The sequence below is a fragment of the Parasphingorhabdus sp. genome, from assembly GCF_048269915.1.
GTDB lineage: Bacteria > Pseudomonadota > Alphaproteobacteria > Sphingomonadales > Sphingomonadaceae > Parasphingorhabdus.
In genome coordinates this window covers 123,035-148,554 of record NZ_JBLWTY010000005.1, presented here as the reverse complement: position 1 = coordinate 148,554, position 25,520 = coordinate 123,035, and the positions used below count along the sequence as shown (strand labels likewise).

22 protein-coding genes are annotated in these 25,520 nt (G+C 55.9%); 8 read left to right on the top strand and 14 right to left on the bottom strand.

Features of this window, described 5'->3' with window-relative positions; translation table 11 throughout:
• The 3 genes from ACN0WX_RS12800 to ACN0WX_RS12790 all read left to right on the top strand — a co-directional run.
• Positions 1 to 111, top strand: a 111-nt coding sequence (locus tag ACN0WX_RS12800; protein WP_417622729.1) for a F0F1 ATP synthase subunit gamma, incomplete at its 5' end; no start/stop codon positions are given.
• Between the two features lie 25 nt (positions 112 to 136).
• Positions 137 to 1,582 (top strand): F0F1 ATP synthase subunit beta, encoded by a 1,446-nt coding sequence (gene atpD, locus ACN0WX_RS12795; RefSeq protein ID WP_417622718.1) that lies wholly within the window; start codon positions 137 to 139, stop codon positions 1,580 to 1,582.
• A gap of 50 nt (positions 1,583 to 1,632) precedes the next feature.
• On the top strand, positions 1,633 to 1,890 hold the full coding sequence (locus ACN0WX_RS12790) for an ATP synthase F1 subunit epsilon (RefSeq protein WP_417622717.1): 258 nt from the start codon (positions 1,633 to 1,635) through the stop codon (positions 1,888 to 1,890).
• A 375-nt stretch (positions 1,891 to 2,265) separates the two neighbouring features.
• On the opposite strand, the gene ACN0WX_RS12785 is transcribed toward ACN0WX_RS12790, so the two are convergent.
• The gene (locus ACN0WX_RS12785) at positions 2,266 to 3,186 is read right to left on the bottom strand and encodes a DMT family transporter (protein WP_417622716.1); all 921 of its coding nucleotides are present in this window, start codon (positions 3,184 to 3,186) and stop codon (positions 2,266 to 2,268) included.
• Positions 3,187 to 3,330: 144 nt separating this feature from the next.
• Between ACN0WX_RS12785 and ACN0WX_RS12780 the strand changes: the two genes are divergently transcribed.
• On the top strand, positions 3,331 to 4,860 hold the full coding sequence (locus ACN0WX_RS12780) for a CpaF family protein (RefSeq protein WP_417622715.1): 1,530 nt from the start codon (positions 3,331 to 3,333) through the stop codon (positions 4,858 to 4,860).
• An 8-nt stretch (positions 4,861 to 4,868) separates the two neighbouring features.
• Here the strand turns inward: ACN0WX_RS12780 and ACN0WX_RS12775 are convergent, their stop codons facing one another.
• From ACN0WX_RS12775 to ACN0WX_RS12740, 8 genes are all read right to left on the bottom strand, one after another.
• Entirely contained in the window at positions 4,869 to 5,066 is a 198-nt protein-coding gene (locus ACN0WX_RS12775) for a hypothetical protein (protein WP_417622714.1), read from the bottom strand.
• Positions 5,067 to 5,072: 6 nt separating this feature from the next.
• On the bottom strand, positions 5,073 to 5,954 hold the full coding sequence (gene mmsB, locus ACN0WX_RS12770) for a 3-hydroxyisobutyrate dehydrogenase (RefSeq protein ID WP_417622713.1): 882 nt from the start codon (positions 5,952 to 5,954) through the stop codon (positions 5,073 to 5,075).
• A gap of 62 nt (positions 5,955 to 6,016) precedes the next feature.
• Positions 6,017 to 6,799, bottom strand: coding sequence for an enoyl-CoA hydratase-related protein (locus ACN0WX_RS12765; protein ID WP_417622712.1), 783 nt, complete (start codon positions 6,797 to 6,799; stop codon positions 6,017 to 6,019).
• Entirely contained in the window at positions 6,796 to 7,839 is a 1,044-nt protein-coding gene (locus ACN0WX_RS12760; protein ID WP_417622711.1) for an enoyl-CoA hydratase/isomerase family protein, read from the bottom strand. The genes ACN0WX_RS12765 and ACN0WX_RS12760 overlap by 4 nt, the downstream gene beginning before the upstream one ends.
• A gap of 7 nt (positions 7,840 to 7,846) precedes the next feature.
• On the bottom strand, positions 7,847 to 8,989 hold the full coding sequence (locus ACN0WX_RS12755; RefSeq protein WP_417622710.1) for an acyl-CoA dehydrogenase family protein: 1,143 nt from the start codon (positions 8,987 to 8,989) through the stop codon (positions 7,847 to 7,849).
• A gap of 5 nt (positions 8,990 to 8,994) precedes the next feature.
• Positions 8,995 to 10,233 carry a dipeptidase gene (locus tag ACN0WX_RS12750; protein ID WP_417622709.1) on the bottom strand — a complete coding sequence of 413 codons (1,239 nt, stop codon included), beginning with the start codon at positions 10,231 to 10,233 and terminating at the stop codon, positions 8,995 to 8,997.
• 10 nt (positions 10,234 to 10,243) lie between these two features.
• Positions 10,244 to 11,224: a polysaccharide deacetylase family protein gene (locus tag ACN0WX_RS12745; RefSeq protein ID WP_417622708.1), complete on the bottom strand. Its 981-nt coding sequence runs from the start codon at positions 11,222 to 11,224 to the stop codon at positions 10,244 to 10,246.
• Between the two features lie 123 nt (positions 11,225 to 11,347).
• Positions 11,348 to 12,844 (bottom strand): CoA-acylating methylmalonate-semialdehyde dehydrogenase, encoded by a 1,497-nt coding sequence (locus ACN0WX_RS12740; RefSeq protein WP_417622707.1) that lies wholly within the window; start codon positions 12,842 to 12,844, stop codon positions 11,348 to 11,350.
• Positions 12,845 to 12,935: 91 nt separating this feature from the next.
• Between ACN0WX_RS12740 and ACN0WX_RS12735 the strand changes: the two genes are divergently transcribed.
• Both ACN0WX_RS12735 and ACN0WX_RS12730 read left to right on the top strand, forming a co-directional pair.
• Complete coding sequence (locus tag ACN0WX_RS12735) at positions 12,936 to 13,841, top strand: DMT family transporter (protein WP_417622706.1); 906 nt, start codon at positions 12,936 to 12,938, stop codon at positions 13,839 to 13,841.
• 226 nt (positions 13,842 to 14,067) lie between these two features.
• Positions 14,068 to 14,526 carry a hypothetical protein gene (locus tag ACN0WX_RS12730; protein WP_417622705.1) on the top strand — a complete coding sequence of 153 codons (459 nt, stop codon included), beginning with the start codon at positions 14,068 to 14,070 and terminating at the stop codon, positions 14,524 to 14,526.
• Positions 14,527 to 14,671: 145 nt separating this feature from the next.
• Here ACN0WX_RS12730 and ACN0WX_RS12725 read toward each other — a convergent pair whose 3' ends face one another.
• From ACN0WX_RS12725 to ACN0WX_RS12705, 5 genes are all read right to left on the bottom strand, one after another.
• Complete coding sequence (locus ACN0WX_RS12725) at positions 14,672 to 16,108, bottom strand: glutamate synthase subunit beta (protein WP_417622704.1); 1,437 nt, start codon at positions 16,106 to 16,108, stop codon at positions 14,672 to 14,674.
• 21 nt (positions 16,109 to 16,129) lie between these two features.
• Positions 16,130 to 20,782, bottom strand: a complete 4,653-nt coding sequence (gene gltB / locus ACN0WX_RS12720; protein ID WP_417622703.1) for a glutamate synthase large subunit — start codon at positions 20,780 to 20,782, stop codon at positions 16,130 to 16,132.
• Between the two features lie 253 nt (positions 20,783 to 21,035).
• Positions 21,036 to 21,311: a metal-sensitive transcriptional regulator gene (locus tag ACN0WX_RS12715; protein ID WP_417622702.1), complete on the bottom strand. Its 276-nt coding sequence runs from the start codon at positions 21,309 to 21,311 to the stop codon at positions 21,036 to 21,038.
• Positions 21,312 to 21,332: 21 nt separating this feature from the next.
• The gene (locus tag ACN0WX_RS12710; protein WP_417622701.1) at positions 21,333 to 22,088 is read right to left on the bottom strand and encodes a MauE/DoxX family redox-associated membrane protein; all 756 of its coding nucleotides are present in this window, start codon (positions 22,086 to 22,088) and stop codon (positions 21,333 to 21,335) included.
• Positions 22,085 to 22,597 (bottom strand): DUF305 domain-containing protein, encoded by a 513-nt coding sequence (locus ACN0WX_RS12705; RefSeq protein ID WP_417622700.1) that lies wholly within the window; start codon positions 22,595 to 22,597, stop codon positions 22,085 to 22,087. Before ACN0WX_RS12705 ends, ACN0WX_RS12710 begins: the two co-directional genes overlap by 4 nt.
• 173 nt (positions 22,598 to 22,770) lie before the next feature.
• On the opposite strand from ACN0WX_RS12705, the gene ACN0WX_RS12700 reads away from it, so the two are divergent.
• A complete protein-coding gene (locus ACN0WX_RS12700; RefSeq protein WP_417622699.1) occupies positions 22,771 to 24,600 on the top strand; it encodes a copper resistance system multicopper oxidase in 1,830 nt (609 codons plus the stop codon).
• A 95-nt stretch (positions 24,601 to 24,695) separates the two neighbouring features.
• Positions 24,696 to 25,520 carry a copper resistance protein B gene (locus tag ACN0WX_RS12695; protein WP_417622698.1) on the top strand — a complete coding sequence of 275 codons (825 nt, stop codon included), beginning with the start codon at positions 24,696 to 24,698 and terminating at the stop codon, positions 25,518 to 25,520.

Genomic DNA, 25,520 nt, shown 5'->3' with positions numbered 1-25,520 from the left:
CGCAATGCCGGCGATCTGATCGACAACCTCACGATTGTTTACAACCGCAGCCGTCAGGCCGCGATTACCACCGAATTGATTGAAATCATCGCTGGCGCTGAAGCGCTCTAAAGCACGTACGCAAGGAAACGGAAAAATGGCAAAAACCAAAAATATAGGCCGCATTTCACAGGTCATCGGCGCTGTCGTCGACGTAACCTTTGACGCGGATATCCCGGCAATTCTCTCGGCTCTGGAAACCGACAATAACGGCAACCGGCTGGTGCTTGAAGTAGCACAGCATCTCGGCGAGAACACGGTTCGTACTATCGCCATGGATGCGACCGAAGGCCTGACCCGCGGTCAGGAAGTCACCGACACCGGTTCGCAGATCATGATGCCGGTTGGCCCTGAAACGCTTGGCCGGATCATGAACGTGATCGGCGAGCCGATTGACGAACTTGGCCCGATTGGCGCGAAATCCTCCGCACCGATCCACGCAGAAGCCCCTCTTTTCGTTGATCAGTCCACCGAGAATGAAATTCTCGTCACCGGCATCAAGGTCGTCGATCTGCTCGCACCTTATGCAAAGGGCGGCAAGATTGGCCTGTTCGGCGGTGCCGGCGTGGGCAAGACTGTGCTTATTCAGGAACTGATCAACAATATCGCAAAAGGCCACGGCGGTACCTCTGTGTTCGCCGGTGTTGGTGAACGTACCCGCGAAGGTAATGATCTCTATCACGAATTTCTCGACGCCAACGTGATCGCCAAGGACAAGGACGGCAAAGCGACCTCCGAAGGTTCCAAAGTGGCTCTCGTTTACGGCCAGATGAACGAGCCTCCCGGAGCGCGTGCGCGTGTTGCTCTCTCCGGTCTGACCATCGCTGAATATTTCCGCGATCAGGAAGGCCAGGACGTTCTCTTCTTCGTCGACAACATCTTCCGCTTCACCCAGGCTGGTTCTGAAGTGTCCGCACTGCTCGGCCGTATTCCTTCGGCTGTGGGCTATCAGCCAACCCTGTCGACCGACATGGGTGCACTGCAGGAACGCATTACCTCAACCAACAAGGGCTCGATTACATCGGTTCAGGCCATTTATGTTCCTGCCGATGACTTGACCGACCCTGCCCCGGCAACATCCTTTGCCCACCTTGACGCAACGACCGTTTTGAACCGTGCGATTTCGGAGCTAGGCATCTACCCGGCTGTTGACCCGCTCGATTCGACATCGCGCGTTCTGGAGCCTCGCGTTGTTGGCCAGGAACATTATGATACCGCCCGTGCGGTTCAGGAAGTGCTGCAGAAGTACAAGTCGCTGCAGGACATCATCGCCATTCTCGGCATGGACGAGCTTTCCGAAGAAGATAAGCTGGTCGTTGCCCGTGCGCGGAAAATCCAGAAATTCCTGTCGCAGCCGTTCCACGTTGCGGAAGTCTTTACCGGCATCCCCGGCAAGTTCGTGGATCTCGAAGACACGATCAAGTCGTTCAAGGCAGTTGTCGACGGCGAATATGATCACCTTCCGGAAAACGCCTTCTACATGGTCGGCGGCATCGAGGAAGCGATCGAAAAAGGCAAGAAAATGGCAGCGGAAGCGGCCTAATCCACTATATCCCTCTCCCTCACGGGAGAGGGCTTGGGAATTGAAAAGACATGGCAAACCTGCATTTCGAACTCGTAACCCCTGAAAAGCTCGTCCGGTCGGATGATGTGTTCATGGTGGTTGTGCCCGGCACCGAAGGTGATTTCGGCGTGCTCGCCAATCATGCACCGGTAATGGCGACAATTCGCGATGCCGACCTGGTCATCTACGCCAGCGAAGGCGCGGCACCGGAAACGATCAGCGTTCAGGGCGGCTTTGCCGAAGTGAACGAACACGGCCTGACTGTCCTGGCGGAAGCTGTTAGCTAGTTTCGCTACTACCGCCGTCCTTGGTGAGATATATTTGCATTTATTTCACCTCTTGCCGACCAATGGCAGGGAGAGCACGCGGCCGATATGAATATCTTTCATAGTGCGGCCATCGAACGGTCGATGACAAGTTCCATTTCCAAGCCTGTCGTTCATTTTCTATAGGAAGCCAGCTGCTACGTGATATCGGACAGGACACGGTAGCTTTTTGAACCCCGAGGCCCTCGCTGAAGCCATTGTCGAGCAGATTCTACCCTCGCACAACCGATTGAGGCGCTAAGAACATGCACGCTCCAATTCCATCGAAAATAGTGTCGATCAGCATCTAGCACTTTTGAAACAAGCGTCCGAAACTCGCTAAGCTTCCGAGACCGGCTAGGCTCGCCGCTCGCTGCGCCACAGCAGCAAACCGCTGAAAATTATCAATAATCCGCCCAGCATAGCGGTCCGGTCAATTGGATCACCAAAGACGTAAACACTGATCAACGTCGCGATAAGCAGTTGAATATAGACGATCGGGGCGATTGCTGCCGCCGTCGTCCGCATCGTCGCCATGAACAGCAGAAAATGACAACCGGTTGCAGTCAGTGCCACTAGCACACAGCGCAAGACAACGTCCCAATCGGGCATATCAGGAATTGCCATGACCGGGACCATCCAATGGCCTATCACGGTAGCGATGATCAGAAATATAGCGGCCCAGAAGGCGATGTAAAATTGCGCCGCAAATATCGACCGCTGGCTCGATACCATCCGGTTTAGAATCAGCATTGTCGACATCGAAAGGGCAGAGATCAGAGGTAAAATGGCTACCCAGCCAAAAGCCGCCACATTGGGCCGCAACATGATCAACACTCCGCAAAAAGCAATGATCGTTGCCACCCAGGTGCCGGGCCGCATCTTCTCCTTCAAAAACCAGCCAGAAAATAGCGCCGTCAGAATCGGATTGATAAACGATATCGCCACTGCATCGGCCAGCGGCATGATATAAATCGCGGAAAAAAAGGTGATCGTTGTGACAAACAACGCAAAGCCGCGCGCCATGTGGAGCCACGGCCGATTGATGTAAAAGCCTCGCCGCCCCTCCCTCAGGAATAATATAACCGACAGAGCCAATGCACCAATGGTAAAGCGCAATGCCGCAACCGCTTGTGCGGGCCAGTCTCCGGCCATCGACTTGATGATGGCGTCGCCAACCGGAAAACCGGCAAAGGCAACAAGCGCCAGTGTGATGCCACCTGCAGCAGTCATCCGCTCACCGGAATGGTCAGCACCCAAAGCTCGTTTTTTGTCCATTTTCATGGCTTAGCGGCTGTTCTCCGCCACGCAAGCGACAAACAACCGCGACACTCAATCGGACGAATTTTTCGTTTTATTAACCATTTTCGGAGAAAGGGGAAACTCGGATCGTATGATATCAGACATATCGGACAGAACAGCATGAGCGCATTTGGCAAGAAAAACGGACTGGGTGGCGGCAAGCCATCCTTTGGGGTTGCAAAGCCGATGAGCGGGGGCGGCAAGAAGATTACCGATTCCGAAAATCCCGAGGATAAATTGGGTGGCAACCAATTTCCTCCGATCGGATCCGACCCGCTTTCTGGCGACGGTGCACCATCTGCCGGAAATCAACAGATAAGCGATGCGATGGCGCGACTGTCCGAACGCTCGCAGCCATTGGCCGAAGCAGCTGACAAGGATGAGGGCTTCGGTGCCTCGGTCCATAAAATCAAGGAACAGGTTCTCCCGCGACTGCTTGAACGCGTCGACCCTGAGGCCGCCGCAACGCTGAACAAGGAAGAGCTGACCGAAGAATTCCGCCCGATCATCATGGAAGTGCTGACCGAGTTGAAACTGACACTCAACCGGCGTGAACAATTTGCACTGGAAAAAGTGCTGGTCGACGAACTGCTTGGCTTTGGACCGCTGGAAGAGTTGCTCGGCAATCCGGATATATCGGATATCATGGTTAACGGCCCCGAACAGACCTATATTGAAATCAAGGGCAAGCTCGAAATCGCTCCGATCCAGTTCCGCGATGAAGAGCATCTGTTCCAGATCGCCCAGCGGATCGTGAACCAGGTCGGCCGCCGCGTCGACCAGACCACGCCGCTTGCCGATGCCCGTCTGAAAGACGGTTCGCGTGTCAACGTGATCGTGCCGCCGCTGAGCCTCAAGGGCACGGCAATCTCCATTCGTAAATTCTCCGAGAAGCCGATTACCCTCGACATGATGAAGGGCTTCGGATCCATGTCCGATCAAATGTGTACCGCGCTCAAGATTGCCGGTGCCTGCCGCTTCAACGTGGTTATCTCCGGCGGTACGGGTTCCGGTAAAACGACCATGCTCAACGCGATGTCGAAGATGATCGATCCCGGCGAACGCGTGCTGACCATCGAGGATGCTGCCGAACTTCGTCTGCAGCAGCCACACTGGCTGCCGCTGGAAACCCGCCCGCCGAACCTTGAGGGCGAAGGTGCAATCACCATCGGCGACCTCGTCAAGAACGCCCTGCGTATGCGTCCCGACCGGATCATCCTGGGTGAGATTCGTGGCGCGGAATGTTTCGACCTTCTCGCCGCCATGAACACCGGCCATGACGGCTCCATGTGTACGCTCCACGCCAACAGTCCGCGCGAATGTCTCGGCCGTATGGAAAACATGATCTTGATGGGCGATATCAAGATCCCGAAAGAGGCGATTTCCCGCCAGATTGCGGAATCGGTCGATCTGATCGTCCAGGTGAAACGTCTGCGCGACGGTTCACGCCGCACGACCAATATCACCGAGGTAATCGGGATGGAGGGCGACGTGATCGTGACCCAGGAACTGTTCAAATATCAATATCTCGACGAGGATGCCGACGGCAAGATCATCGGCGAATATCAATCGGCCGGCCTGCGACCCTATACGCTCGAAAAAGCACGGCAATATGGCTTTGATCAGCCTTTTCTGGAAGCCTGCCTGTAAGCGACTGATTACGCTGTTGAGAGCAGCCCGATGCCAAAGGCAAAGGATATCCCGAAGGTCAGCAAAGACATAGCTGTAACGGTAGACCACGGCATGAAGCCGACATCTTCAATGTCGCGGCGATTATTGCGGCGCCGGTTGCCAAGCTCCGAAATCACGGCAATCGTGCCGGACAAGCCGCATAGCAGCATCCATAGAGGCGGCATGAGCGATTAGCCCTTGTCGAGCATGTTGATGATCCCAGAGAAATCCTTGCCGCCCTGCCCCTGTGCTTCGGCATATTGCTCATAAAGCTTTGCCGCTTCCGCGCCCATCGGCACGTCTGCGCCGGCGCTTTGGGCCGCTTCCATTGCAAGCCGGAGATCCTTGAGCATCAGCGCGGCTGCAAAGCCGCCATCATAGCCATTATCGGCGGGACTTTGCGGACCGACGCCGGGCACCGGGCAATAGCTGGTCATCGACCAGTTCTGGCCAGAAGCCTTGGATGAGATGTCGTAGAATGTCTGCAGGTCGAGGCCGAGCTTCTCGGCCATCTTGAAGGTCTCGCAGGTCGCGATCATCGATGCGCCGAGCAGCATGTTGTTGCAGATCTTTGCCGCCTGCCCCGCGCCATTGCCGCCGGCATGGATCACCGCCTTGCCCATGTCGGACAGGATCGGTTCGGCGCGCCGGAAGCCTTCGTCGCTGCCGCCGACCATGAAGGTCAAGGTGCCGCCATTGGCCGCCGCGATGCCGCCGGACACCGGAGCGTCCACCGGCACAAGGCCCTTGGCCTCCGCCATCGTCGCCACATCACGCGCGCTGTCGACATCGATGGTCGAGCAGTCGATCACCAATGTGCCGGGATTGGCATTGATGATGATCTCATATTCATAGACCTTGCGAACATGGGTGCCGGCCGGAAGCATTGTCACCACGGCTTCCATATTCTGGACCGCCTGTGCGGCATCGCTGACCGGATGACAGCCGGCTTCACCCGCCTTCGCGAGCGCTTCGCCGGAGAGGTCGAAGGCATAGACCTCGTGGCCCGCTTTCGCGAGATTGGCAGCCATGCCGCCGCCCATATTGCCGAGGCCGATAAATCCGATTTTCATTTTAGTCTCCAATATGTGTCAGCGATCAAAGCCGTAAAATCCATAGTGATTGAAAGTGCTTTTTACCGCCCCTTCCATTGGCCTTCGCGCTTTTCGATAAAGGCCGCCATGCCTTCTTTCTTGTCTTCTGTGGCTGTCAAAATCTGGAACAGACGGCGTTCGTGGACCAGGCCCTGTTCAAGATTATTCTCGAAGGCCGCGTTGACCATTTCCTTGTTCACCTGAGCGGCCATCGGCGGCATCGAGGCAACGAGTGCAGCCGATTTCAGCGCTTCATCGAGCAAATCATCATGCGGCACCACCCGCGCCACCAGACCGGAACGTTCGGCTTCTTCAGCATCCATCATCCGGCCGGTCAGGCACATTTCCATCGATTTGGCCTTGCCGATCGCGCGGGTCAGCCGCTGCGATCCGCCCATGCCAGGCGCAACACCGAGCTTGATTTCCGGCTGTCCGAATTTCGCCCTGTCGCTGGCGATGATATAATCCGCCATCATCGCCAGTTCACAGCCGCCGCCCAGCGCAAAGCCGTTGACCGCCGCGATCCACGGCTTGCGGGTCGCCTTGACGATATGGCTGGTCCATTTGGCGAAGAAATCCTCGAGATAGAAATCGGCCGCGGACTTGTCATACATTTCCTTGATGTCAGCGCCGGCGGCAAAAGCCTTGTCGCCTGAACCGGTCAGGACGGCGCAATTCTGTGACTCGTCGGCCTGAAACGCGGCAAAAGCGTCGATCAGCTCGTCGAGAACCTGGCTGTTCAGCGCATTGAGAGCCTTTGGCCGGTTGAGGGTAATCAGCGTGACGGCACCCTTTTTCTCGGTCAGGATGGTTTCATAGGTCATAAAGGTTTCCATTCTTCATTTGCCGGCAGCGGCGCGAAAATCGCGTCGATCCACTCATCTGTCACCTCTTCCGGCGTGGGCGGATTCCATTTCGGATCATTGTCCTTGTCGACAATCAAGGCCCGTACGCCTTCGAGGAAATCGTGCATCACCAGCACGTGATAGCCGATGCGATATTCGTTGCGCATTTCATCGGCAAAGCTGTCCATCGCCGCGCCTTCCTTGAGCTGGCGCAGGGCAACCTTGCAGGTCTGCGGGCTTTTGGTACCCAATGTATCGCGTTCCTTCGCCGCCCAGTCGCTGTCGTCGGCTTCCAGCGCCGCCAATATGTCTTCAAACCGGTCGGAAGCGAAAAACTTGTCAATCTTATCGAGGTTTTTGGCAATCCGCGCTTCGGGAATATTGCCGGATAGCTGCCCCAATATGCCTTCGATCCGGTCGGGCTTTTCGGAAATTCGCTGTTTGGCTTCTTCCAATGCGTCCGACGGCAAATAATGGGTAGCCAGCCCCACTTCCTTGCATTCTGCTCCATCCAGTCGTGCACCGGTGAGCGCAAGAAACTGCCCCAGGCGCCCTTCGAGCCGCGACAGATACCAGCCGCCGCCAACATCGGGGAACAGGCCAATACCCGTTTCCGGCATAGCGAAGCGTGTATTTTCGGTTGCCACTCGATATTGGGCAGGCTGTGAAATGCCGACGCCGCCGCCCATGGTGATGCCGTTCATGAAGGCAACCACGGGCTTGGGATATTCAAACAGCAGGTGATTGAGCTGATATTCGTTATAGAAAAACGCGCGCCCGTCTTTGCCGTCAGTCATGCCGGATTCACGCAGCATCGCGATATCGCCGCCAGCGCAAAAGCCCCTGCCTTCGCTATGGTCGATGATGACCGCTTCGACACTATCGTCATCGCGCCATGCGAGAAGCGCGTCGGTCATTGCCAGACACATTTCAAGATTGAGCGAGTGAATTACCTTGGGCCGGTTCAGACTGATATGTCCAACCCGCCCGGTTTTTCTGATGATGAGATCTTCTGTCATAATTTCCCTATTGCCGGAGCATTTCGCGCGACACGATCATCCGCATGACCTGATTGGTACCCTCAAGAATGCTATGCACCCGCAGATCGCGCCAGAAGCGCTCGACCGGATAATCCTGCAAATAGCCATAGCCACCAAAAAGCTGCAACGCATCATTGGCAATCTTGCTGCCATTGTCGGTCGCCAGTCTTTTGGCCATGGCGGCAAATTTCGTCTTGTCGGGCGCGCCTTCGGTCACCTTGGCGGCGGCCAGATAGAGCAAGGCCCGCGATGCTTCGAGATCGGTTGCCATATCGGCAAGCATGAACTGGGTATTCTGGAAATCGCTGATCGCCTTGCCAAATTGCTTGCGCTCTTTTGTATAGTTTACCGCCTCGTCGAGACAACGCTGCGCACCGCCCAGCGAACAGGCGCCGATGTTCAGCCGTCCGCCGTCAAGCCCGGCCATGGCAATGCGAAAGCCCTCACCTTCATCGCCGACGCGGTTCTCCACCGGCACGCGCACATTGTCAAAATGCACCTGCGCCGTGGGTGAGGCATTCCAGCCCAGCTTGCGCTCGGGCGCTCCGAAGCTGACGCCGTCCATATCCTTTTCGATAACCAGACAGGTGACGCCTTTCGCACCGTCATCACCGGTACGCACCATCGTGACATAGACATCGTTGACGCCGGCACCGGAGATGAACTGCTTGCCGCCATTGACGACATAAAAGTCACCGTCCCGTCGGGCGCTGGTCTTGAGTGCCGCTGCATCCGAACCGCTACCCGGCTCGGTCAGACAATAGCTGGAAATCTTCTCCATAGAAATCAGATCGGGCAGGAACTTGTCCTTCACCATCTGCGATCCGAAACAGTCAATCATCCAGCTCGCCATATTGTGGATCGAAATGAAGCTGCTGGTCGCGGGACATCCATATGCCATGGCTTCCATGATAATCGCACTCTCGAGCCGGCCCAGTCCGATTCCCCCCGATTCCTCGCTGATATAGATACCTCCGAAACCGAGATCGGCGGTTTGCCGGATCACGTCGCGCGGGAAAAAATGTTTTTCGTCCCACTCGGCCGCATAGGGCGTAATCGCATCAGCGGTGAATTTCTGCGCCATTTCCTGAATGGCAAGCTGGTCTTCAGTCAGGGAAAATTGGGTCATTTTATTTACTTGTTTTTAGCCGCAGCAGCGGCGGTTGATTCGGTTTCTCGCATTACCCGCAATATGTTGCCGCGAGCAATTTTTGCAAGGTCGGCTGTGCTATAACCACGGTTTGCCAGTTCGGCAAACAGCACAGGATAGGTCGATACATCCGAGAGATCATCAGGGGTAAAGCTGATGCCATCGAAATCGCCACCGATACCGATATGATCTATACCCGCGACATCGCGAATATGATCAATATGGTCGGCGATATCCTTGGCGGTCACCAGTGGCATCGGATTGGCGTCCTGCCAGCTGGCGAGATAGGCTTCGCGGGCTGATGCATCACCAGGATGCAAGGCCGCCGCGCGAGCTTCTTCCGCTTTATGCGCGGCGTCCCAGTCGCGGTTCGCGGCGCTGACATAGGATGGTACGAACGTGACCATCACCACCCCGCCATTGGTGGGCAGCCGCCTTAGAACTTCATCCGGCACATTGCGGGGATGCCGGGTAACCCCGTCGGCAGAACTGTGGCTGAACATCACCGGTGCACGGGTCACGTCGAGTGCGTCATTCATTGTGGCTTCCGACACATGACTGAGATCAACGATCATGCCGAGACGGTTCATTTCGCGCACCACCGAAACGCCGAATTCGGACAAGCCGCCGCTCTTCGGCGCATCGGTCGCGCTGTCTGCCCAGTCGAGCGTTTTCCAGTGGGTGAGCGTCATATAGCGCGCGCCGAGCGCATAGCTTTGCCGCAGCACCGCGAGCGAATTGCCGATCGAATGGCCCCCTTCCATGCCAATCAGCGAGGCAATGCGACCCGACTTCCTGGCGGCCTCGATATCGGTAGCCGTCAACGCGAGTTGCAGGTCTTCCGGATGTTGCGCGATCAGCCGGTGAACAATATCAATCTGCTCTATCACCCGGTGCACGGCTTCAAACTCCGGTAGTTCCGGATCGATCCAGACCGACCAGAATTGGCCACCGACCCTGCCCTGCCGCAACCGGGCGATATCGGTGTGCATCGGTTTCGGACCGGTTCCGGCGGTCGGCAGTGTGTTGCGGAAATCAAATTGCGAAAAATCGCCTGAGAACCGCTCGGTTATCTGCTCCGGCGCATCGTTGTGACCATCGATAACCGGCTGTTTGCTCAACACCTGCTGCGCGACCTGTTCCGGCGTCTGAGCTGTCAACGATGTAGCACTTGATACAGCAATGCTCAGCATTGCGATGCGAATAATGTTGCCCGTCTTCATGCGGCGATGTCTAGTCGCGTAATACCCGCTCGGCAAATAGCTTTTTTGCTACTTTTTGATTGTTGCGCTCGTACCAGCGATTGCCGACATTCCGTTCGGCGGCGAGCATCTGGATCCGTGTCCCGTCGGCGAAATCCACATCCGGCTCCATATGAGCGATCGGATCGCGATAGGCTTCGTCGGCGGTGACAATGGTCCAGCCATCCCGCTTCAGCGCCGCTGCCAGATCATCGACAAACATCGCAGCCATATCCGTTTCGTGCAGCAAAATCATCTGCACCGGCGCGCGGTCCAGTGTCCGCCACGCCAGCTCATCGGAAAAGCGCGCTGATTGCACATAGGATTCAACAAACAGATCGCGGAGCGCGTTCCAGTCCATGAGCCTGCCCGCGTTCGTCGCCGCAACCGCCATATCCTCCAGATACCAGTCGGAAGCATCGACGGTCACATAGCCGTTCATCAGGCCACGCCGTTTGAGACCGGCACGAATCCTATCGCGCTTGGCCCGGTTTTTTCTGCCTTCGTCAAGAAACGGAAAGCGGAACCACGGTCGATAATTGGGCTTGTCCCTGAGCCAGGTCTCCGCGGCATCAATGTCGGCGAGGAACACAGCGCTCGATACCGCGGAAAGCTTGCTGTGGCTCGCGGTATGATTGGCCAGAACATGGCCTGCCCTTGCATAAGCCGCAATATCGGCGGCATCATTGTCATGCGCAGTAATGCGTCCCGGATTGATGAAAAAAGCTGCTTGTTCGATTCCGGCGGTTTCGAGCGCCTCGATCAGCAATCGGGGTCGTTCATCCGGATCGAGAAAGGCGCCTGCACTTCGCGGGGCGTCATCAAAGCTGAAGGCGATGCGCTTGTCAGGCCTAGAGGCGGGAGCTGCTTCTGATACAGGCACGGCCGCAAAATGGTCCGGTCGGAAAAAGGCGAACAGCACAATCGCCAGCAACACCGACGGCAGGAAAGTCCGTGGAGACAGCGCTAGCAACGCTGCCGCCCAAGCTGAGCCATATTCGCCTCCATCAACAGAACATCGGCCCAAAATGCCGAAAACTCCAGCATTTTGGGCCGATTGTCCTGATTTGGAACTCAGTCGAGGTCTACCGCGACATTATCCCATGGTGGGGATGACAAAGGCATTGGATCCGTCGCCACCGCCATCGGGCCAGCGGGCGGTTACCTTCTTGACCTTGGTCCAGAAGCGGATGCCTTCCTGTCCATATTGATCGGTGTCGCCAAAGCCGGAGCGTTTCCAGCCGCCAAAGCTGTGATAGCTGACCGGAACCGGAATAGGCACGTTAATGCCTACCATGCCGACATTGACGCGGTTGGCAAATTCGCGCGCCGCGTGCCCGTTCCGGGTAAAAATCGCAACGCCATTGCCATATTGGTGTGCGCTCGGCAGGCGGAGGGCTTCTTCAAAATCATGGGCGCGGACCAACTGCAGCACCGGTCCGAATATCTCTTCCTTGTAGCTTTCCATGTCGGTGGTGACATGGTCGAACAGGGACGGACCGACAAAGCAGCCTTCCTCATGACCCTGAAGCGAGAAACCGCGACCGTCGACAACCAGTTCGGCGCCTTCATCGACACCTTTCTGGATCCAGCCTTCGACCCGGTCCTTGTGAGCATGATTGATGACCGGTCCATAATGCGCGTCCGGATCGGTCGAAACACCGATTTTGAGCGCGTGAATCGCCGGAATGAGCTTTTCGCGCAGCCTGTTGGCGGTATCCTCGCCCACCGGAACGGCGACTGGCAATGCCATACAGCGTTCGCCGGCCGAACCGAACGCGGCCCCGCACAAATCACCCACGACCTGATCAAGATCGGCATCGGGCATCACGATGCCATGGTTTTTCGCGCCGCCCATGGCCTGGACGCGTTTGCCGGCCGCGACCCCGCGCTGGTAGACATAATGGGCAATGTCGGAAGAACCGACAAAACTGACAGCCGCGATTTCCGGGTGATCGAGAATCGCATCAACCATTTCCTTGTCGCCGTGAACGCACTGCAAAATGCCTTCGGGCAGACCGGCTTCAAGCATGAGCTCGACGAGCCGGACCGGCACAGACGGATCACGCTCCGAAGGTTTCAATATGAAGGCATTGCCGGTCGCGATTGCCGGACCGAACATCCACATCGGAATCATCGCCGGAAAGTTGAATGGCGTGATACCCGCGCCGATGCCGAGTGGCTGGCGCATCGAATAGACATCGATTCCGGGACCCGCGCCTTGCGTATATTCGCCCTTCAGCGCCTGCGGAATGCCGCAGCAATATTCGATAACCTCGAGCCCGCGCTGGATGTCGCCCTTGGAATCGGCGATCACCTTGCCATGCTCGCGGCTGAGCAATTCGGCCAGTTCGTCCATATTGGCCTCGAGAAGCTCCTTGAACTTGAACATGACCCGCGCGCGCCGCTGCGGATTGGTTGCCGCCCATTCCGGCTGGGCGGCCAAAGCGGACTGGACAGCGGTTTCGAGAACCTTTGCATCACCCAAATCGACTTTTCCCTGAACTCCGCCATTATTAGGGTCAAATATTTCGCTCTGGCGTGCTGCTTCTGCGGTCCCGCCGGAAGCAAGGACATGGGTAATCGTGCGCATTGAAAATACTCCTGATTGCTTTTGCGGGCTATATGCTATTAACCGCGCCAATGCACAACTCCCGAAGCGCTATCTTTTATGGCAATAATGCATGAGCGATGATGGTGGCATCGGACAAAACCGGCCTGTCGCAGGGATCCTCGCCCGGCTCGGTGCCATGCTTTCGCTGGCGATCATGTTCGCATTCGTCAAACTGGCGGGCCAACATGGCGTGCATGTCACCGAAAGCCTGTTCTATCGGCAGTTAATCGCGATACCGCTGATCTGTTTCCTGATCTGGCGCAGCCAGAGAGGCTGGCCGTCGATCGTCTCCAACAAGCACCACCTGCACATTCTGCGGTCGGTTCTTGGCATTTTCGCGATGGGACTCAATTTCTGGGCTATGACGCTGCTCCCGCTTGCCGATGCTACCACGATCAGCTTCACTGTGCCGATTTTCGCGACCCTGTTCGCTGCTATTTTCCTCCGGGAGAAGGTCGGTATGCGCCGCTGGTCGGCTATTCTGATCGGTTTTGTCGGCGTGTTGATCGTTGTCCAGCCGGGCGGATCGCTGATCCCCGCCTTCGGCGCGGCGATCGCCCTGGCAGGAGCGCTGGTCACGGCGGGTGTGACTCAGATCATCCGCATTTTGGGCCGTACCGAAACCAGCACATCGACCATTTTCTGGTTCTCGGTCTACACTCTGCCCGTGCTGACCGCCTGCGCCTTTTATTACGGCGGCGGTCATGATCTGCAAACATGGGGCTATCTGCTTGGCATCGGGCTATTCGGTGCGCTAGGGCAATTGGGGATAACCCAGTCCCTACGCTATGCGCCGGTCTCGACGATTGTGCCGATGGACTATAGCGCACTAATCTGGGCAACCTTCTTCGGTATTGTGATCTTTGGTCAATATCCTGGCCTGTCGATCTGGCTGGGTGCGCCGATCATCATCGGATCCGGCCTGTTCATCGCCTGGCGCGAACATCTGAAGGTGGGCACCCCGATATCCCGTTGATGATATCATGAATGCGGGCGCCTCCAACAAGCCGGAAGAATATCTCTAGAATACTTGTGGCCCTGTCACGGGTGATGGAAACGATAAAATCCCGTTATACGCTGACCACAATCACTGGGTACCTGTAAATGGTCGAGATTCTTGCTTTCGCATTGCAACGGTTAGCCTTTTGCTGTAAGATACAAGCAGTTTTTTAGGGAGTAGTTGCGGATACTGACCTCGTAAAATGAGTTTCGAGGAACTGGCCGTTAAATATAGAATGACGAATTCTGGCTCTGATAATTCTCAGGAAGCGACTCCTTCTGCAGAACGGGCATCGCGCGCGCGCAAGTTGATACGGGTAGAAATCGAACGAGAAAATACCCCTGTGTTCTCGGCTCTTGTAACCAATTTATCCGCACATGGAATGGGTGGCCGGACCGACGGTGAGCTTCAACCATTTGATCTGATCACAATCATTAAAAAGGGATATGGTCGCATTTCCGGTGAGGTTCGATGGATTGATGGCAAAAATTTCGGGGTTTATTTCTCGGAACCTGTCAATGTTGATCTCTTCAATTTCACAGACGACAACAAACAACAGCATTTTGTTCAGCAAGCCAAGGATGGTCGTGTCTGGAATGGATTTGATAGGGCCACTTCAACCAGAAGGCCGGGGCTTACGGACCGATTTTCGAAAAGCTAGCCCGCGATCGGATAGCAGACTGATAGCGATAGAATGCTGTCAGCGCTGGACCTGTCCGGCCAGCGAGTGAACATGGGGTGTAATCGGAAGAGGCGGCACCCCACTTATCCGCTATTTTCTCCGGCCGTTGCCCCCATTGCTTCGATCAACGAGGCAGCAAGCTATGCCCCATGAGTTGCAGATCGACCGCGCGGGCGCATTGCCGCCCCTCGCGGATTGCCCAGACGACCAGGCTCTGGCCGCGACGCATATCTCCACACGCAAAAACACCGCTTTTGCTGGTTGTATAACTTGTGTCATTGGCAGCGACATTGCCGCGCGCATCAAGTTCTACTTCCGATTGATCGACAAGTCCCATTTTGCGCGGTCCCACAAAACCCATCGCCAGGAAGATCAAATCGGCTTTCAGAGTGAATTCACTACCCGCGATTTCCTGCATCTGGCCGTCGACCCATTCGATGCGAATACATTCGAGGCCTTCCACGTTGCCATTCGTTCCCACCACACGTTTTGCTAGGATTGCCCAATCGCGTTCACAGCCTTCCAGGTGGCTGGAGGATGTCCGCAATTTTAACGGCCAATCCGGCCAGGACATCATTTTATCTTCTTTTTCCGGTGGCCGTGGCATGATTTCAATTTGGGTGACAGACGCAGCACCCTGCCGATTGGAAGTACCGACACAGTCCGATCCCGTATCGCCGCCGCCGATGACAATGACGTGCTTGCCGGTAGCGGATATTGTGCCGCGCGGAGCAGCGCGCATTTCATCATCGCCCGCATTGCGCTTGTTTTGCTGGGTCAAAAATTCCATTGCCAGCCGGACACCGGACATTTCATAACCTGGAATATCGAGCATACGCGGCTTTTCTGCGCCACCGGACATGACAACCGCGTCGTAATTTTCCTGCAGCGATTCGACCGAAATAGCCACGCCAACTTCAGTGCTGGTGCGGAACTCGACGCCCTCTGCTTCCATTTGCACCAAGCGGCGATTGATCAGATGTTTTTCCATTTTGAAATCGGGGATACCGTAACGAAGCAGCCCACCCATGCGGTCATTTTTCTCAAATAGAGTGACGTTGTGGCCAGCGCGAGCGAGCTGCTGGGCGCAAGCCATGCCTGCGGGGCCCGAACCAACAATCGCAACCGATTTCCCGGTCTTATTTTCGTTAATCTGGGGTGTGATCCAGCCTTCTTGCCAACCGCGATCGACAATTGCACATTCTATCGATTTGATGTTCACCGGCGCATCATCAATATTCAAAGTGCAGCTGGCTTCACAAGGTGCGGGACAGATTCGACCGGTAAATTCGGGAAAATTATTGGTCGATTGGAGCGTTTCTAGCGCCATTTTCCAATCGCCTTCATAAACCAGATTATTCCAGTCCGGGATGAGATTGTTGACCGGGCAACCGTTGTGACAATAGGGAATGCCGCAATCCATGCACCGCGCGGCCTGATCTTTTAGATCTTTTTCCGGGAGCGGATTGGTAAATTCCCTATAGTGCGTCAGCCGCTCCTTTGGATCGGCATAAGTCGCTTCTTTGCGATCAATCTCGAGAAAGCCTGTTACTTTACCCACGGTTTACTCCAATATCTTCAGTTATTCTGCGGCAACGATGGCGTCGAGACGCTCGGCCTCAAGTTGCTTCAGCGCCGCAGCATAATCGCGCGGCATGACTTTCACGAAACGCCCCAGAGCCTCTTCCCAATTGTCGAGAATTTCGCTTGCCCGGTTGCTGCCGGTGTAGAGTTTGTGACGCTCCAGCAATATGCGCAGTCGAGCGACGTCATGATAGAGCATGTCACCCATGCCATAGTCATGTACATCCACCGGCAATTGCTGCGGCAAGGCAGTGTCTTCCCCGTCGTCTGCATCAGGGTCGATAGCCGCGACATCCACCATCGCCATGTTGCACCGCTGGCGAAACAAACCGTCCTCATCATAAACATAAGCGACGCCGCCAGACATGCCGGCAGCGAAATTGCGACCTGTTTTGCCCAGCACAACAACAACGCCGCCGGTCATATATTCGCAGCCATGATCGCCGGTCCCTTCGACGACCGCAACCGCGCCCGAATTGCGAACCGCAAAACGCTCTCCCGCAACGCCGTTAAAATAGGCTTCACCAGCAACTGCTCCATAAAGGACCGTATTGCCAACGATGATATTCTCGCTGGGATCGCGATCGACATGGGTGGGCTGTTTTACGACCACGCGGCCACCGGAAAGGCCCTTACCAACATAGTCATTGGCATCACCGGTCAGTTCAGCGCTGATACCATGCGCCAGAAATGCCCCGAAGCTTTGACCGGCAACGCCTTCAAAAGCCAGTTGGATGGTGTTGCTCGGAAGACCGGCATGTCCGTAAATTTTCGCCACTTCACCCGACAGCATTGCGCCAACGGTACGGTTGACGTTTTTCACTTTTCGGTCAATTTTGACTGTCTGGCCATTTTCAAGAGCCGGCGCAGCAGCCGCGATCAAGTCTTTGTCGAGCGCCGCGTCAAGGCCATGGTCCTGAGCTATTGTTTGATGAAGCGTTTCACCCTCTGGCAGTGCAACCTGATGCAGCAGACGCGACAGGTCGACGCCTTCCGCTTTCCAATGGTGCAGCGCCTTGTTCATATCGATTTTGTCGACGCGCCCCACCATTTCCTCAACGGTACGGAAACCCATTTCGGCCATGATCTGGCGCAATTCCTCGGCAACGAAGAAGAAATAGTTGATTACATATTCTGGCTGTCCGGTGAATTTCTTGCGCAATTCGGGATTCTGCGTCGCCACGCCGACCGGACATGTATTGAGATGACATTTGCGCATCATGATGCAACCGGCGGCGATTAACGGGGCCGTTGCGAAGCCAAATTCATCGGCACCCAATAAAGCACCGATAGCAACGTCCCGGCCCGTGCGCAGGCCACCGTCGACCTGAACGGAAATTCTGGAGCGCAGTCCGTTTAGCAGCAATGTCTGCTGCGTTTCAGCCAGACCAATTTCCCAGGGGGAACCAGCATGAGTCAGGGACGTCAACGGAGACGCCCCGGTCCCGCCGTCATAGCCGGAAATGGTCAGGTGATCGGCGCGCGCCTTGGAAACACCGGCAGCAACCGTACCCACGCCCACTTCGGAAACCAGCTTCACCGAAACGCGTGCGCCAGTGTTCACATTTTTGAGGTCGTGAATCAGCTGCGCCAGATCCTCTATCGAGTAGATATCATGGTGCGGTGGCGGCGAAATCAGGCCGACACCGGGCGTTGAGTGACGCACCCTGCCGATATTCTTGTCGACTTTGCTGCCCGGAAGCTGTCCGCCTTCGCCGGGCTTGGCACCTTGCGCCATCTTGATCTGGATATCGTCGGCATTGACCAGATATTCCGCGGTAACGCCGAAACGACCGCTTGCCACCTGTTTGATGGCAGAGCGCATAGAATCACCATTGGCCATCGGGATGAAACGATCCGGCTCTTCGCCACCCTCACCCGTGTTCGATTTTCCGCCAATACGGTTCATCGCGATCGCAAGTGTGGTATGCGCTTCGCGGCTGATCGAACCGAAGCTCATCGCGCCAGTGGCAAAGCGTTTAACGATCTCGCTCGCCGGCTCCACCTCATCAATGTCGAGAGGCTCATCGGCTTTCGTCAATTCCATCAACCCGCGAATGGTGAGCAGATGTTCATTCTGCTCGTTGACGGATTTAGCGAATTCTTCGTAATTTTTTGGATCATTGCCGCGCACCGCATGCTGCAGGTTTGCAACATTGGCGGGGGTCCACGCATGATCCTCGCCACGCAGCCGGTAGCCATAGATACCACCAACATCGAGCATGTTTTTATATATCGGATTATTGCCATAGGCTTCCGTGTGACGATACACGGTCTCTCCGGCAATCTCGGCTAGTCCGACGCCTTCAATCATCGTTGCTGTACCGGTGAAATATTTCTCGACAAACTCGCTGGACAGGCCAACGGCATCGAAAATCTGCGCACCGCAATAGCTTTGATAGGTCGAGATCCCCATTTTCGACATGACTTTCAAAATGCCTTTGCCGATGGCTTTCGTGTAATTTTTCTCCACTTCTTGCGTGGTCAATGGAAGTTCGCGGCGCACCCGAATTTCCTCAAGAGTTTCGAAAGCCAGATAAGGATTGATCGCTTCGGCTCCATAGCCAGCGAGCACACAGAAATGGTGGACTTCCCGGGCTTCGCCCGTTTCCACAACCAGACCGGTTTGCATTCGAAGGCCCTGTCTTACCAGATGATGGTGTACAGCGGCGGTCGCAAGCAAAGCGGGCATTGCGATCTTGTCCGGGCCTTGGGCACGGTCCGAAAGGATCAGGATATTGCGGTCGGCGAGCACGGCTTCCGTGGCAGCCCAACACATTTCCTTGAGCGCCATTTCCAGACCGGCAGCACCGGTTGCAGCATCCCAGGTGATGTCGATAGTTTCCGTTCGAAAAGCACCGTCCAGCGCTTCTTCGACCGAACGGATTTTCAGCAAATCCGCATTGGTCAAAACCGGCTGATCAACCTCGAGCCGTTTATGGGTGCCGGCGTCATGACCAAGCAGATTGGGGCGCGGTCCGATCATCGAGACCAGCGACATGACCAGTTCTTCGCGGATCGGATCAATCGGAGGATTGGTAACCTGGGCGAAATTCTGTTTGAAATAATCGTATAACAGCCGCGGTTTGCCAGAAAGGACAGCAATGGGCGTGTCTGTGCCCATGGACCCAATCGGGTCCATGCCATCGGTTGCCATGGGTTCGAGGAATTTGGTTACATCTTCCTGAGTGAACCCAAATGCTTGCTGACAATCAAGCAGCGCCGCCGGATCGCCTTCTCCATTTGCTTCGGGAGCATCGACATCGTCGAGATCATCAAGATCAAGGTCTTTCAGATTATACTGTGTCGATTCCAGCCATTTTGCATAGGGCTTCGCTTGGGCGAGGTCGGCCTTGATTTCTTCATCTTCGATAATCCGGCCCTGCTCCATATCGATAAGCAGCATTTTACCGGGCTGTAACCGCCATTTTCGAACAATATTATCCTCTTTAACCGGAAGCACTCCGGATTCCGACGCCATGATGACATGACCGTCATCTGTCACACAAAAACGCGCTGGGCGAAGACCATTGCGATCGAGTGTCGCACCGACTTGCCGACCATCGGTAAAGGCCACGGCGGCGGGGCCGTCCCATGGTTCCATCAAGGCAGCGTGATATTCGTAAAATGCTTTGCGGTCGGCATCCATGGTCGGATCGCCCGCCCATGCTTCCGGGATCAGCATCATCACCGCATGGGCCAAGGAATATCCGCCCGCGATAAGCAGTTCCAGGGCATTGTCCAGACAAGCGGTATCGGATTGGCCGTGCGGGATCAGCGGCCACATTTTGTCGAGATCCGCGCCCAGGAGATCGGATTCCATTGTCCGGCGGCGGGCATTCATCCAGTTAACATTGCCACGAACCGTGTTGATCTCTCCATTATGGGCGATGAACCGGTAGGGGTGGGCCAATTTCCACGACGGGAATGTATTGGTTGAAAAGCGCTGATGGACCATAGCCACTGCGGATTTTGTCAGCGGGTTGTCGAGATCCTTGTAGAAGGACCCCACCTGATCAGCGAGCAGCAATCCTTTATAAACGATGGTTCGTGTCGAAAATGACGGCATGTAAAATTCGGACAGTCCGGGCATTCCATGTTTTTCTGCATGGCCATCCAGCGGATTGTGAACCTGTTTGCGCAAGGCCAGGATTTTGCGCTCAAACGCGTCCTGATCAGCAATCGATTCGCCCTTGCCGATAATCGCCTGGCGAATCATTGGCATCTGATCGAGGACGGCTCTGCCGATCCCGGTTGTGTCGATCGGCACGTCACGCCAGCCGATCAAAACTTGCCCTTCCTTGGCAACAAAACGCTCAAAATGCGCTGTCGCATAATCCGCTTCTTCCTGATCCCGGGGAAAGAAGCACATCGCGACAGCATAGTCGCCAATTGCCGGTAGGTTCAAATTCTCGGAATCCGCCCAGTCCCGCAGAAGCGCGTCAGGAATCTGCAGTAATATGCCGGCACCGTCGCCCAGAAGCGGGTCAGCCCCTACCGCGCCGCGATGATCAATATTGACCAGAATTTCGAGACCCCGTTTCACAGTGAGGTGAGATTTTTCGCCCTCGATATTCGCTACAAAGCCGACGCCGCATGCGTCATGCTCGTTGTTCGAATCATACAGGCCTTGCCGTGGCGGGAAGCTCATTTTCCGTCCTTACATTTCTCTATATTTTTTGTAATTAAGATGCTCCTAGAAGGATTCTAACGCATTTTGAAGACAAGATTTATATAGTAGGCAAAAGATATGTTGCGCTTAAGCATCGTAGCGGCGATCATTGGTCAACTCTGCCAATCTCCTGGACTGGTCACACCCTGACCCGAAGGCGGATCGCCAATCCGTAGAGCGCCTGCCTGAAACAACCAGTCGGAAAGATATTGATTGATCTGGGCGCTGATTTCTAGCGCTTCATCTTCTCGAACAAATCCACCAGTTCGTTGAATTTTTCTTTCTGGTCAGCCGCATTGCCCGATGCAATTGCTTCGCCGACACAGTGCGCTGTATGGTCCTTCAATATCTGGCTCTCGACCTTGGACAAAGCCGATTTCACCGCCTGCATCTGGGTCAATATATCGATGCAGTAGCGGTCTTCCTCGACCATTTTCGCGATCCCCCGCACCTGACCCTCGATCCGTTTCAGGCGGTTCAGCTTCGCGCTGATATTATCTTTTCCCATATGGCATTCCCTCCACCGTCATCAGGCAACGAACAGCTTGTAGCTCATCCACAAGGCCATGCCGATCATGAAAAGATTTTCAGTCAGCGATAGGGAGCCCAGCGGCACGTTGCTGTCTCCGCCGACGCAGGCGCATTTCAGTTCGCGTTTCTGGATATAGACGGCGTGAAACACCGACACCGCGCCAATCGTTCCGATGAACAGGGCCACCGGGATCGCCAGCCACATGGCAACACCGGCAATCATCAGCACACCCGCCAAGGCCTCGCCAAAAGGATAGAGATAGGCATAGCGCACCCATCGCCTGGCGAGCAGATCATAATTGAGGAACATCGTCGAGAAACTCTCGATATCGCGCAATTTCAGATAGGCAAGACCGCACATGGAAAAGGCAACAAACCATTCCACCGTCAATATCGAAAACCAGGAACCGGTAGCGACAAAGGCCGCAGCCAGCGCCATCAGGAAGGTCATGGCAAACAGCGCTATAACCGGCTGGTAACTGCTGCCATCCTGCTTGCCTTTCGGATCATCTTTGCCGAAATGAACGCGCAGATCGTCATAACCACCAATCCGTTCGCCATCGATAAACGTCTGCGGTGTCGTTTTGACATCATGCCTGTCCTTGAAAGCATCGGCTTCGTCACGCGTCTTTAGATGATGATCCTCTACCACAAACCCCTGACGCTCCAGCAGATCCTTCGATTTCAATCCGTAGGGACAGACATGGCTATCCATCACCATCCGGAAAAGTTTTACGGTAATTTTGTCGCTCATAACGCACCCTCAAAATCCGGCACTGGCCGCGTCTTGGCCTCTGCTTCGGTGACCGCCTTGCCATTGGTCCTGATATCGTCGATCAGCCATTTCATTTCCTTGATCTCGCGGCGCTGGGCCTTGATGATGCCATCGGCCAGTTCTCGCACACGCTTGTCCTCTATATTGGCGCGTTCGCTGGTCAGGATCGCGATCGAGTGATGGGGAATCATGGCTTTCTGCCACGCCAAGTCGGAAATCATGTCCTGCGAGCGGACCAGATAGAGTGAGCCGGCGAACATCACAGCGGCCCCGCCAAGGATCAGCGCATTCTTCCTTTTGTCGTCATACATGCCGAGCATGAAGAGAAGCATGACGATGGCCATCGCGCCGCCCATATAAAGCGCCATCCAGCTCCGCGTTTCGCTGAAATAGACGTGATCCAGCGAATAACTGTTCAAATACATCAAACCGAACATCACCAGCGTCGAGGTGGCGATCATCACGATAAATCTTGGATATTTTGACATCGTCCGTGCGCTCCTTTCCTGTTTGCATTAACGGCTATTTCAATGACGCATGAACCAAGGGGTTGTTCCGAGAAACTTGTGATTTTGCCCGGTCGGGTGGGCGGACTTTGCCTCGACCCAGACCATAGCATCGACTCTTGTCATATACCTATGGGGGGTATATGGTCCCCGCCATGATAAAAAGCAACATTTCCCTTTCCCGCCGCCGGATGGTCACCAGTCTGGCCGCTCTGTCCGGTACTGCCGCCCTGCCCATGCCCGCATGGGCGACCGGCAAGACGGGTGGGCATGGGGGAGGCCATGTGCACAAAGGCATACACGAGCTTTCCGGCGCGAAGATCGATCTGCATATTGCCGAGGGCAGTTTTTCCACCGGCGGGCGGTCGGGCCATGCGATTGCGGTCAACGGCACGGTACCGGGGCCGCTGATCCGGCTGAAGGAGGGCGAGCAGACGCTGCTTTCAGTCCAAAATATGCTGGATGTCGACAGCTCGATCCACTGGCATGGCCTGCTCTTGCCATTCCAGTTCGACGGCGTGCCGGGACTGAGCTTTCCGGGCATCAAACCAGGCGCACGCTTTGACGTGCCGCTGACCCCGCGCCAGTCGGGCACTTACTGGTGGCACAGCCATAGCGGCTTGCAGGAACAAATGGGCCATTACGGGCCGATCATCATCGACCCCGCTGGCCCCGATTCCGTGCAATATGACCGCGAGCATATCATCCTGCTGAGCGAATTCACGCCAATGCACCCGCATCAGATCATGAAGAAGCTCAAAACGTCCGAAGGTTATTTCAGCCGTCAGAAGACGAGCGCGAGCGACGATTATCGCTTGAGCGGTGAAGAGCGACGAAGGTGGGGGCGGATGCGGATGATGCCGACTGATATTGCCGATGTCTCTGCGCCGACATACAGCTATCTGATAAACGGCCACGGCCCTGATGACCAACTGGAACTGCCCTACAGACCGGGCGAACGGGTCCGGCTGCGGATCATCAACGGCAGCGCGATGACCTTCTTCAATATCCGCCTGCCCGGTCTGCCGATGACCGTGGTCCAGGCCGATGGTCAGAATGTGCAACCGGTAGAAGTGGACGAATTGCAGATCGGAGTCGCCGAAACCTATGATGTGATTGTCACGCCGACTGCAGAGGGCAGTTTTGCGATCGTGGCGGAGAGCATGGACCGTAGCGGCATGGCGCAAGCCTCGCTGACCTCTCAGCCGGGTCGCAAGGCCGCCTTCCCTGCGCTGCGCGATCCGCCCTTGCTGACGATGGTCGATATGGGCCATGGTTCACACGGCGGCGGGATGGATCACGACGGTGATGATGCAAAACCGGCCGAGCCAATGGATCATAGCAAGATGGACCACGCCGCCATGGGTCATGGTGCATCCGAACCCGTAGCGGGCCATGATATGGCCGCAATGGACATGACTGGCGGCATGATTATGCGCGACACGTCGCTTCTGCCCGCAACCGTAAAAGTCGGGCCCGGCATCGACATGGTGTCGACACACCCGCAGGACCGGACCGGCTATCCCGGCCTTGGTCTCGACAATGTCCCGCACCGGGTGCTCAACTATCGCATGCTCAAGTCGCTGGAGATGGATCACGAAAAGCGCGCACCGGAACGGGAAATGGAATTGCATCTGACCGGCAATATGGAACGCTATATGTGGTCCTTCGACGGAAAGAAGTTCAGCGCCGTCGGCGACGCGCCGATCCGCTTTGCGCATGACGAGCGGGTGCGGGTCAAGCTGGTCAACGACACGATGATGGCGCATCCGATCCACTTGCACGGTATGTTTTTCGAACTGGTCAATGGTAAGGGCCACCACCAGCCGAAAAAGCATACAGTGATCGTCCAGCCGGGGAGCAGCGCGACTTTTGACGTGACCACCGATGAGCCGGGCGACTGGGCCTTTCACTGCCATCTGCTCTACCATATGCACGCCGGCATGATGCAGACGGTTAGCGTCGCCTTTCCGGAGGACGTATGATGCGAAGGTTTTTTAGCGCATTATTAGCAGCTTCGACCGCTGCGACACCACTGATGGCACAAGATCACAGCCAAATGGATCACAGCCGACATCAGATGCCCGCACCGCCCGAAACCGAGCCAGAAGCCGATCACAGTCAGATGGACCATGGCGCGATGGGACATTCCCGCCCCGCCGCCTTGCACACATCAACGCCGGACAGCGTAACCGGCCCGCCCAATGCGGCGGATGCGATCTGGGGTGCGGAAGCCATGCGGCCATCGCGCGAGGCTATCTATGAAGAGCATGGCAATATGCAGATATTCTGGTTCCAGGGCGACCGGCTGGAATATCGCGCACGCGCGGGCAAGGATGGATATCTCTGGGACCTACAAGGCTATTATGGCGGCGACCTCGACAAATTCTGGTTCAAGAGCGAAGGCGAAGGCAGTTTTGGCGAGCCGATTGAAAGCGCCGAAGTTCAGGCGCTCTACAGCCGCGCGATCGCGCCTTTCTTCGATCTGCAAGCGGGTATCCGGCAGGACCTGACCGGCCCGGACCGCACCCATGCGGTGATCGGCATCCAGGGTTTGATGCCCTATATGTTTGAAGTCGATACCGCCGCGTTCCTCTCCAACAAGGGCGAACTGACCGCGCGGATCGAAGCCGAATATGACCAGCGTCTCACCCAGCGCCTGATTCTGCAACCGCGCGCCGAAGTGAATCTGTCGGCTCAGGATATTCCGGAACTGGGCATTGGCAGCGGCATCGACAATATCGAACTGGGTCTACGCCTGCGTTATGAGATCGTGCCGGAATTCGGACCTTATGTCGGGATCGAGCAAGAATGGAAACTGGGCGGCAGTCGCGATTTTTCCCGGCTTGCCGGAGAAGATTCGGGCGTTACCAACTATGTGGTGGGAGTGCGGTTCTGGTTTTAG